Origin of the sequence: Pseudomonas sp. BE134, from assembly GCF_031456105.1 — a bacterium.
Lineage (GTDB): Bacteria > Pseudomonadota > Gammaproteobacteria > Pseudomonadales > Pseudomonadaceae > Aquipseudomonas.
Map to the genome: position 1 here is coordinate 57245 of NZ_JAVDUA010000020.1, position 10737 is coordinate 67981.

Genomic DNA, 10737 nt, shown 5'->3' on the forward strand with positions numbered 1-10737 from the left:
GTCTCAGGCGTCGGGCGCCTGATCTTTCGGTGCTTCAGTTTCGTCTGTAGCCACTTCGCCTTCAGCATCCGGGTTCAGTGCTGCTGCTTCTTCTTCAGCTGTAGCTTTCTTGCGCTGAAGCTTTTCCTCTTTCTTCTGCTCCTTGGCCAAGTCTCTCTGACGTTTGGCGAAGGAATAATTAGGTTTAGCCATGGGCGATCCTCTGGGGTCGAAGGTGAGGTTGAGCGGCGCATATTCTGCCCTGTATCGGTGCCGAGCCGTTAGCTGGGTTTTTGATCGGTCCATTTTGGCAGGACCGACGGTTGCCAGGCGTCCAGTGCATCTAGCAGGGTTTGCGGTGATTCGCTCACTTGCAGCATGTCACGGTGCGGTGCGCGAACGAAGCCTTCGCCGACGATATGATCAAGAAAACCGGTCAATTTGCTGTAGAAACCGTTCACTTCCAGCAAACCGAGCGGTTTGCCATGGTAGCCGAGCTGGCCCCAGGTCCAGACTTCGAACAGTTCTTCCAGGGTGCCCAGGCCACCGGGCAGAGCGATGAACGCATCACTGAGTTCGGCCATCCGCGCCTTGCGCGCGTGCATGCCGTCTACCACTTCCAGGCGCGTCAGGCCACTGTGGCCGATTTCCTTGTCTTTGAGGCTTTGCGGGATGATCCCGATTACTTCACCGCCGGCCGCCAGTGCAGCATCGGCAACAATCCCCATCAGGCCCACGGCGCCGCCGCCATAGACCAGGGTCAACTTGCGTTCGGCCAAGGAGCGCCCCAAGGCCACAGCCGCTTCACGATAGGCTGGGAGGGTGCCGGTGCTGGCGCCGCAAAATACACAAACAGACGTTAAAGACATGCCTTACTCCAAGGTCGGGATGGCCAACAGAATAAAGGCAGGTCAGCTACGCTCCAAGGGTTAAGCCTCGCGCCGGGGTGTTTCACAGGTGCCGCTGGCACCACAGGCGTAGGCGGCGAACAAGCTGCACAACAGGCTATTCAAGGACATCACAGACGCTCCAGATAAAGGATGACGGCTTGATAGTAGGGCCGTGCCAGACGCCTGGCTGGTAGATTGTGTCGATGGGGCTCATAGCCCAAAAGTTGTATACAATTTTTGATTCAGGTCATAGGAACTTGCGAAGATTTCAGGCAGTCTTCTGTCCATTCGCACTTTTTATTAACCCTGCCTTGGAGATTCACCATGTTTGCCAAACTTGTTGCGGTATCCCTGCTGACACTGGCCAGCAGCCAATTGATGGCTGCTGAATGCAAGGTCACTGTCGACTCCACTGATCAGATGTCTTTTGACACCAAGGACATCACCATCGACAAGAGCTGTAAGACATTCACCGTGGATCTGAAACATTCCGGCAGCCTGCCGAAGAATGTCATGGGTCATAACTGGGTGTTGAGCAAAGAGGCTGACATGCAGCCGCTCGCTACTGCTGGCATGGCCGCAGGCATCGACAAGAATTATCTGCCGGAAGGTGATGCGCGCGTCATCGCCCACACCAAAATCATAGGCGCTGGCGAAATCGATTCGGTGACCTTTGACGTTTCGAAGCTCGCTGCTGGCGAGAAGTATGGCTTCTTCTGCTCGTTCCCGGGTCACATCTCGATGATGAAAGGCACGGTTACGCTGAAGTAATCAAATCGAGCTCATAAAAAAAGCGTCCGCTTGGGACGCTTTTTTTGTGCCCGGCATCTGACCGAGTCATCGTTCATCGCGGGCAAGCCACGCTCCCACAGGATTTGCGTCGTGCCTATTATTGGCGTCCGACACAATACCTGTGGGAGCGTGGCTTGCCCGCGAAGGCGTCGGTACAGATGCCGACGTCCTTATGGCGCAAACGGCATCACCCGCTTGTGATGAGTCTTTTTATACGTGTCACAAATGATCCTGAACGCTTCCTCACGTACCGCCTCACCATGCAAAAACGCATCAATCTCGGCATAGGTCACGCCGTGTGACGCTTCGTCCGGTTTACCCGGCGACAGGTCTTCCAGATCGGCTGTCGGGATTTTTTCCACCAGTGATTCCGGCGCGCCGAAACTGCGAGCGATATCCCGAACCTGGTTTTTCACCAGCCCGCTCAACGGCGCCAGGTCGCAGGCGCCGTCACCGAACTTTGTGAAGAACCCCATCACCGCTTCTGCCGCGTGGTCGGTGCCGATCACCAGGCCATGGGCCGCGCCCGCGATGGTGTACTGAGCGACCATGCGCATCCGCGCCTTGGTGTTGCCGAGCACGAAGTCCACCGAGACTGCGTGCTTGCCTTCGAAGGCTGCCACTTCATTGGCCAGGGATTTGACCGCCGGGCCGATGTTCACGGTGTGGCGCTCGTCCGGGGCGATGAAGTCCACCGAGGCCTGAGCATCGTGCTCATCGAACTGAGTCTCGTATGGCAGGCGCACCGCGATGAATTTGTAACTCTTGTCACCGGTGCGTTGGCGTAATTCGCGCATGGCGCGTTGGGCCAGCAGGCCGGCCGTCAGCGAGTCGACACCACCGCTGATGCCCAGAACCAGGGCCTTGAGCCCGGAATTGACCAGACAATCCTGAATGAAGCTAACCCGCCGGGCGACTTCAGCCTCAAGGGCGGCGTCGTCGGCAAACGGTGGTTGAACCTTGAGCTGCTCAGCAATCTCACGCTGTACGGCTTGCATGAATTCACTCCTTGCTAGATGTGCTTGATAGGGCGGCAGGTACTTTGAAAACGTGTCGCAAATAGGCGACAAAATTCGGGTCATTGCAGTGAGTCTTGCCAGGCTCATCAGAAATCTTTGCCACGGGCTGGCCGTTGCAGGCCGTCATTTTAAACACGATGTTCATCGGTTCGACACCGGGAATGTCGCACGTCAGGTGGGTGCCGATGCCAAAGCTGACATTGATCCGGCCCCGCAGCGCACGGAATATCTCCAGTGACTTGGGCAGTGTCAGGCTGTTGGAAAACACCAACGTCTTGCTCATCGGGTCGATGCCGAGCTTGTGATAGTGGGCAATGGCTTTCTCGGCCCACAACACCGGGTCACCCGAATCGTGGCGCAGACCGTCGAAAAGCTTGGCAAAAAACAGATCGAAATCGCCGAGGAAAGCATCGGTGGTGATGCAGTCGGTCAGGGCGATTCCCAGCAGGCCGCGGTATTCGCGCACCCAGCAGTCGAGCGCGGCAATCTGACTGTCGATCAGTCGTGGACCGAGTTGCTGGTGGGCCATGATCCATTCATGGGCCATGGTGCCCAGCGGTTTCATGTCCAGTTCCCGGGACAGGTGCACGTTGCTGGTGCCGACGAAGCGTCCGGGGAAGTCGTGCTTGAGCACATTCACCACTTCTTCTTGCACGCGGTATGAAAAGCGACGGCGCGTGCCGAAATCGGCTACTTGCAACTCGGACAATTCGTCGCTGCTGGCGTTGGCGGTCAGCCAGTCGAACTTGCGATAAAGCTGTTCGCGTGCCTGTTCCAGACCGACTTCCCGGTAGCGATAGCGGTTGCGCACCTCAGTGACAATCGCCAGCAGCGGCACTTCGAACAAGATCACATGCAGCCACGGCCCCCGCAGGCGGATGAACAATTCGTCGTTTTCGATGCAGGTGTGGATGTAACGCAGATTGAAGCGGAACAACCCGAGAAACCGCAGGAAATCCGGCTTCAGAAAACTGATACGTTCCAGAAAACTCAATTGATCAGCGCTCAGGCTCAACTCCGCCAGGCGCTCGATCTGGAATCGGATCTCGGCCAGGTACGGGCGCAAATCTTCACTGTTGCGGCAACGAAACTCCCATTCGACTTCGACGTTCGGATAGTTGTGCAGCACCGCCTGCATCATCGTCAGTTTGTAGAAGTCGGTGTCGAGCAGGTTCTGCACGATGCGATCGCCAAACACGGGCTCGCTCATAACGGGGTTCTCCGCATTGAATGGGGATAGTGGCGCATATCACTGGTAAAGATTGCCAGTGATTTCTGTGTTGCCTATGTAGGAGCTGTCGAGTGAAACGAGGCTGCGATCCTTTGATCCAGTTAATTAACCAAGACCAGATCGCAGCCTCGTTTCACTCGACTGCTCCTACAAGGGTCAGTCTGTGGAGGTGGGACTATCAATCTGCTCCAGCATCCACTTCACAAAATCACGCACTTTGGGCACTTCCGCCGAATGTTCGGGATACGCCAGGTAATAGGCATCCGTGCTGGGCATCGCGTGTGTCCACGGTATGACCAGTTTGCCGTCAACCAATTCCTCTTCCACCAGAAACCTCGGCAGCAGCGCTACACCGCAGCCGACCTGAGCGGCGCGGATGCACATGTAGAAGGTTTCAAAACGCGGGCCGTGGTAGCTGTGTTCGGTGTGGTAGCCCTGACTGTCGAACCAGTCGTGCCAGGCCTGGGGGCGGGAGGCGTTTTGCAGCAGGACCAGGTCGGTGAGTTGCGTCGGGTCGGTGAACGGCGTGTCCGGCAGGCTGCCCGGTGCGCAGACCGGTACCAGTTCTTCACCAAACAGCTTCAGGCATTCGGTGCCGGGCCGTGAGCCTTGGCCAAAGTAGAACGCCAGATCGCTGCGACCTTGCAGTAAATCGTCTGCTTCCTGCTCGCTGCACAGGTCCAGGTGAATCGACGGATGGCGCAGGCGCCAGCCTTTCAGGCGAGGTACCAGCCAGCGCGCACCGAAAGTCGGCGGCGTTGAAACGCGCAAAACTTCAGTCTCGCCGCCGTAGGAACGCAGGTAATGGGTCGACATCTCGACCTGGGTGAGGATTTTTCGTACTTCCACCAGGTACAAATCACCGGCCGGTGTCATTTGCAGGCGTCGGCGCACGCGGCGGAACAACAAGTGCTGCAACAATTCCTCAAGTTGCGCGACCTGTTTACTGACGGCGCTCTGGGTCAGGTTCAGCTCTTCGGCGGCCCGGGTGAAGCTCAAATGCCGGGTCACGGCCTCGAAGCACTGCAAGGCTGTGATTGACGGCAGATAGCGTTTATTCAGCATGGGTAGTCCTTTTCTTGTTTCTTTCTTACCAGCAATTCGTAGCATGAATAAACGGAATGATATCTCTCTTAATCGTCGTTTGTTGGGTAACCTCCGGGGCGCTAAAACTACAGGTCTGATCAGCCGTGATGATTCCGGCTGCACCCTTTGTGTTTTTTGCTTGAGGAGTAACCCATGGTTGCCGCATTGCTTGATCGTCTTGGTGTGAACCCGGCCCTGTACCAGAACGGCAAAGTGCCGGTGCATTCGCCAATCGATGGCAGCCGGATCGCCGCCGTAAACTGGGAAGGTGCTGCTGAAGTCGAGCAGCACATCAGTCGTGCCGATCATGCGTTCGAACTGTGGCGCAAGGTTCCGGCGCCACGTCGTGGCGAACTGGTGCGCCAACTGGGCGACATCCTGCGTGAATACAAGGCCGACCTCGGCGAGCTGGTGTCCTGGGAAGCCGGCAAGATCACCCAGGAAGGCCTGGGCGAAGTTCAGGAAATGATCGACATCTGCGATTTCGCCGTCGGTCTGTCCCGCCAGCTGTACGGTTTGACCATTGCGTCCGAGCGTCCTGGCCACCACATGCGCGAAACCTGGCACCCGCTGGGCGTCGTCGGCGTTATCAGTGCGTTCAACTTCCCGGTCGCGGTCTGGGCCTGGAACACCACGCTGGCGCTGGTGTGCGGTAACCCGGTGATCTGGAAACCTTCCGAGAAAACCCCACTGACCGCGCTGGCTTGCCAGGCGTTGTTCGACCGTGTCCTGAAAAACTTCAGCGATGCCCCGCCACACCTGAGCCAAGTGATCATCGGCGGCCGCGACGCCGGCGAAGCGCTGGTCGATGACCCGCGTGTCGCGCTGATCAGCGCCACCGGCAGCACCCGCATGGGCCGCGAAGTGGCGCCGAAAATCGCCGCGCGTTTTGCTCGCAGCATTCTGGAGCTGGGCGGCAACAACGCCATGATTCTCGGCCCAAGCGCGGACCTGGACATGGCCGTTCGCGCCATCCTGTTCAGCGCCGTCGGCACCGCCGGTCAGCGTTGCACCACACTGCGTCGCCTGATCGCGCACGAATCGGTGAAGGAAGAGATCGTTACCCGCCTGAAAGCCGCCTATTCCAAAGTGCGCATCGGCCATCCGCTGGAAGGCAACCTGATCGGTCCGCTGATCGACAAACAAAGTTTCGAAAACATGCAGGACGCGCTGGAGCAGGCCTTGAGCGAAGGCGGTCGCGTGTTCGGTGGCAAGCGCCAACTGGAAGACAAATTCCCTAATGCTTACTACGTCGCGCCGGCCATTGTTGAAATGCCGGAGCAGAGCGAGGTGGTGTGCCACGAAACCTTCGCACCGATTCTGTACGTGATCGGCTACAAGGATTTCGACGAAGCCCTGCGCCTGAACAACGCCGTGCCACAAGGCCTGTCGTCCTGCATCTTCACTACCGATGTACGTGAAGCCGAGCAATTCATGTCGGCGGTGGGCAGCGACTGCGGCATCGCCAACGTCAACATCGGCCCGAGCGGCGCAGAAATCGGTGGCGCGTTTGGTGGTGAGAAAGAAACCGGCGGTGGTCGTGAATCGGGCTCCGATGCATGGCGCGGCTACATGCGTCGTCAGACCAACACCGTGAACTACTCGCTGGAACTGCCGTTGGCTCAGGGCATCACCTTCGACTGATGGAGCTTTTTGTTGTTGATCGTTCCCACGCTCTGCGTGGGAATGCCTCAATGGACGCTCTGCGTCCGCTGTTGGGACGCGGAGCGTCCCGGGCTGCATTCCCACGCAGAGCGTGGGAACGATCGGGTTGGTTAGGTTTCATTTTCGGAGTCTGGCAATGCCGTTACGCGAAGAGTGTCTGTGGGAAAAACTGACGCCGCAAAGGCCCGACAACGCGGCGCTCAAGGGTGAAGTGACAGTTGATGTCTGCGTCATCGGCGCCGGTTTCACCGGTCTGTCGGCGGCGGTGCATCTGCTGGAACAAGGTAAGTCGGTCTGTGTGCTGGAAGCGCATCGCGCCGGCCATGGTGGCTCGGGGCGCAATGTCGGATTGGTCAACGCCGGCATGTGGATACCACCGGACGACATCGAAGCCGGATTCGGCGAAGCGGTGGGCAGCCAGCTCAATCGCATGCTCGGCGCAGCACCGTCCCTGGTGTTCAGCCTTGTGGACAAGTACAACATCGATTGCCAGTTACGCCGCGAAGGCACGCTGCACATGGCGCATAACGCCCGTGGCGAAGCGGATTTGCGCAGTCGTGAAGAACAATGGAAGCGTCGCGGAGCGCCGGTCGAGCTACTGACCGGGCAAGCCTGTGAGCAGGCAACGGGCACAAAAAAAATCGCTGCGGCGTTGCTGGATCGACGTGCTGGCACCCTTAATCCGATGGCCTATACCACCGGGCTGGCCAAAGCCGCTATCAGTCTCGGCGGCCAACTGTTTGACCATTCCCCGGTCACACGGCTCGAACGTCAGGGCCAGCGCTGGTCGGTGCAAACCGCTCAGGGCTCGGTCATGGCCGAGAAAGTCGTGATCGCCTCCAACGCTTACACCGAAGGCGACTGGACGGAACTGCGGCGCAACTTTTTCCCCGGTTACTACTACCAAGTGGCGTCGGTCCCTCTGACCGAAGACGCCGCGCAACAGATTCTGCCCGGCGGCCAGGGTTCCTGGGACACCCGCCAGGTGCTCAGCAGTATTCGTCGCGACAAGGACGGGCGACTGTTGCTCGGCAGTCTCGGTAATGGCAATCAGAAGCCGGCCTGGTTTCTCAAGGCATGGGCCGACCGCGTTCAGCAGCACTATTTTCCCTACCTCAAACCGGTGGAGTGGGAATGCACCTGGACCGGGTGCATCGCGTTCACCCCCGATCATTTGATGCGTCTGTTCGAACCGGCGCCCGGTTTAGTGGCCGTCACCGGTTACAACGGTCGAGGTGTGACGACCGGTACAGTAGTCGGCAAAGCCTTCGCCGATTATTTGTGTAACGGAAATCCTCAAGCGCTGCCGATACCTTTCGCCCCCATGCAGCCATTGGCGGGGGTAGGGTTGCGTAGCTGTTTGTACGAGGCCGGATTTTCGCTGTATCACGCAGGCCAGTGCTTGCGGATCGTTATCTGATTATTGAAATTTGTTGCTGTTAGCGGCGCTTTTTGGCGCAGCGACTAGCCTGTCATGGTGCGGGTTGTAGCAGTCCCGCACCAGCAGTGTGCACTTCGGTGACGAACGGTGTTACAGGCTGGTTGCACGTTGTTTGGCGCCGCGGTTGCAATGATGGCGCATGTGGGTTGCGCCATTAAAAATAAATGGTTTCACCTTCCGCGGTTTAGACGGTTGCACGCCCAATGAAAATGGGACCGAAACTGTCGAAAAAACAATAAGGCAGCGACTTTTCTCAGAATAAAAAACCGATGGCACGGCCCTTGCTCTGAGCATTCAGAGAAATCGCAGTGCCAACTAAAAAAAACCTTGGAGCACCACCTCATGTCCCAGACGTTTTACAAGAAAGGCTTTCTGGCCCTCGCAGTGGCAGCTGCGCTGGGTGTTTCTGCGTTTGCACAAGCTGATGTGAAAATCGGTGTGGCGGGTCCGATGACAGGCGCCAACGCGGCATTTGGCGAGCAGTACATGAAGGGTGCACAGGCTGCAGCCGACGCGGTCAACGCGTCGGGCGGCGTAAACGGGGAAAAAATCGTACTGGTTAAGGGCGATGACGCCTGCGAACCGAAACAGGCTGTGACGGTCGCCAAGGACCTGACCAACCAGAAAGTCGCAGGCGTGGTCGGTCACTTCTGCTCCTCGTCGACCATCCCGGCCTCCGAGATCTATGACGAAGCGGGCATCATCGCAATCACCCCGGGTTCCACCAACCCGGCCGTTACCGAGCGCGGCCTGAGCGCCATGTTCCGTATGTGCGGGCGTGACGATCAGCAAGGCATCGTGGCCGGCGACTACATCGTCGACGTGCTCAAGGGCAAGAAGGTTGTCGTGCTGCACGACAAGGACACCTACGGCCAAGGCCTGGCTGATGCCACCAAGGCTCAGCTGGTCAAGCGCGGCGTGACCCCTGTGCTGTATGAAGGTCTGACCCGTGGCGAAAAAGACTTCAGCACCATCGTGACCAAAATCCGCGGCGCTGGCGCCGACGTTGTCTACTTCGGTGGCCTGCACCCGGAAGCCGGTCCTCTGGTTCGTCAACTGCGTGAACAAGGTCTGAAAGACGTCAAATTCATGTCCGATGACGGCATCGTGACCGACGAACTGGTGACCACCGCTGGCGGTCCGCAATTCGTCGACGGCGTGTTGATGACCTTCGGCGCCGACCCACGCCTGCTGCCAGAAAGCAAGGCCGTGGTAGACGCATTCCGCAAGGCCGGTACCGAGCCTGAAGGCTACACCCTGTACGCTTACGCTTCGGTACAGGCGCTGGCTGCAGCCTTCAATGGCGCCAAGTCCAACAAGGGCGAAGAAGCGGCTGCGTGGCTGAAGAAAAACCCGGTCAAAACCGTCATGGGCGAGAAGACCTGGGACGGCAAGGGCGACCTGAAAGTGTCCGACTACGTGGTTTACCAGTGGGACAAGGACGGCAAATACCACCAGCTGGAAAAACAGAAGTAAGGGCTGACTCGATCAGCTGACCCCCACAGTTGCTCTATGTGGGAGCGAGCCTGCTCGCGATGACGGACTGAAAGGCGACAACTTTGTCGAATGTTCATCCGCTATCGCTGGCAAGCCAGCTCCTACAGGGGGCGGTGGTGGCCTGCCTGATCGTGTCTGACATCGCTCCGACGTACATCTGTATTTTTCTAGAAGAACCGCACACCCACAGGTGTGCAGGTTCTCATTGCGTGAGATTGCGTTATGGATGGTATTTTCCTGCAGCAACTGGTCAACGGCCTGACCCTCGGGTCGGTCTATGGCCTGATCGCCATCGGCTACACAATGGTCTATGGCATCATCGGCATGATCAACTTCGCCCACGGCGAGGTTTACATGATTTCTGCTTACCTGGCGGCAATCAGTCTGGCTCTGCTGGCTTACTTCGGTATCGAATCCTTCCCGCTGCTGATGCTCGGCACACTGATCTTCACCATCGTCGTCACGGCGGTGTACGGCTGGGTCATCGAGCGCGTTGCCTACAAACCCCTGCGTAACTCCACCCGACTGGCTCCGCTGATCAGCGCCATCGGTATTTCGCTGATCCTGCAAAACTATGCACAGATCGCCCAAGGCGCGAAGCAACAGGGTGTTCCCACCTTGCTGACGGGGGCCTGGCGCGTCGATATCGGCTCGGGTTTTGTGCAGTTGACCTACACCAAGGTCTTCATCCTGGTTGCAGCGTTTGCCGGGATGGCCCTGCTGACCTACATCATCAAGTACACCAAGCTCGGCCGCATGTGCCGCGCCACCCAGCAAGACCGCAAGATGGCCTCGATCCTGGGGATCAACACCGATCGGGTGATTTCCTACGTGTTCATCATCGGTGCAGCAATGGCGGCCCTGGCCGGCGTGCTGATCACCATGAACTACGGCACATTCGACTTCTATGCCGGCTTCATCATCGGGATCAAGGCGTTCACCGCCGCTGTACTCGGCGGGATCGGATCGCTACCGGGCGCCATGCTCGGCGGGATCATTCTCGGGATTTCCGAGTCGCTGTTTTCCGGTCTGGTCAACTCGGACTACAAAGACGTTTTCAGCTTCTCGTTGCTGGTTCTCGTTCTGGTCTTTCGGCCCCAAGGCCTGCTCGGCCGTCCTCTTGTGTCGAAGGTGTAA

The 10737-nt window shown here is 58.2% G+C and carries 10 protein-coding genes; 5 read left to right on the forward strand and 5 right to left on the reverse strand.

Features of this window, described 5'->3' with window-relative positions; all coding sequences use genetic code 11:
- Positions 1-3: 3 nt before the first annotated feature.
- A complete protein-coding gene (locus J2Y56_RS17530) occupies positions 4-192 on the reverse strand; it encodes a hypothetical protein (protein WP_007947526.1) in 189 nt (62 codons plus the stop codon).
- Positions 193-260: 68 nt separating this feature from the next.
- Positions 261-848: a TIGR00730 family Rossman fold protein gene (locus tag J2Y56_RS17535; protein WP_007947527.1), complete on the reverse strand. Its 588-nt coding sequence runs from the start codon at positions 846-848 to the stop codon at positions 261-263.
- Between the two features lie 345 nt (positions 849-1193).
- On the opposite strand from J2Y56_RS17535, the gene azu reads away from it, so the two are divergent.
- On the forward strand, positions 1194-1640 hold the full coding sequence (gene azu / locus J2Y56_RS17540) for an azurin (RefSeq protein ID WP_310351604.1): 447 nt from the start codon (positions 1194-1196) through the stop codon (positions 1638-1640).
- A 191-nt stretch (positions 1641-1831) separates the two neighbouring features.
- Here azu and nadE read toward each other — a convergent pair whose 3' ends face one another.
- From nadE to J2Y56_RS17555, 3 genes are all read right to left on the reverse strand, one after another.
- Positions 1832-2659: an ammonia-dependent NAD(+) synthetase gene (gene nadE / locus J2Y56_RS17545; RefSeq protein WP_007947530.1), complete on the reverse strand. Its 828-nt coding sequence runs from the start codon at positions 2657-2659 to the stop codon at positions 1832-1834.
- Positions 2660-2663: 4 nt separating this feature from the next.
- On the reverse strand, positions 2664-3890 hold the full coding sequence (gene pncB / locus J2Y56_RS17550; protein ID WP_310351607.1) for a nicotinate phosphoribosyltransferase: 1227 nt from the start codon (positions 3888-3890) through the stop codon (positions 2664-2666).
- A 177-nt stretch (positions 3891-4067) separates the two neighbouring features.
- Positions 4068-4976, reverse strand: a complete 909-nt coding sequence (locus J2Y56_RS17555; protein WP_007947532.1) for a LysR family transcriptional regulator — start codon at positions 4974-4976, stop codon at positions 4068-4070.
- A 174-nt stretch (positions 4977-5150) separates the two neighbouring features.
- On the opposite strand from J2Y56_RS17555, the gene J2Y56_RS17560 reads away from it, so the two are divergent.
- From J2Y56_RS17560 to J2Y56_RS17575, 4 genes are all read left to right on the forward strand, one after another.
- Positions 5151-6641, forward strand: a complete 1491-nt coding sequence (locus tag J2Y56_RS17560) for an aldehyde dehydrogenase family protein (protein ID WP_310351611.1) — start codon at positions 5151-5153, stop codon at positions 6639-6641.
- Positions 6642-6798: 157 nt separating this feature from the next.
- On the forward strand, positions 6799-8082 hold the full coding sequence (locus tag J2Y56_RS17565; protein WP_123435907.1) for an FAD-binding oxidoreductase: 1284 nt from the start codon (positions 6799-6801) through the stop codon (positions 8080-8082).
- 363 nt (positions 8083-8445) lie between these two features.
- A complete protein-coding gene (locus J2Y56_RS17570) occupies positions 8446-9579 on the forward strand; it encodes a branched-chain amino acid ABC transporter substrate-binding protein (RefSeq protein WP_310351617.1) in 1134 nt (377 codons plus the stop codon).
- A 243-nt stretch (positions 9580-9822) separates the two neighbouring features.
- Positions 9823-10737: an ABC transporter permease subunit gene (locus J2Y56_RS17575; RefSeq protein ID WP_007947537.1), complete on the forward strand. Its 915-nt coding sequence runs from the start codon at positions 9823-9825 to the stop codon at positions 10735-10737.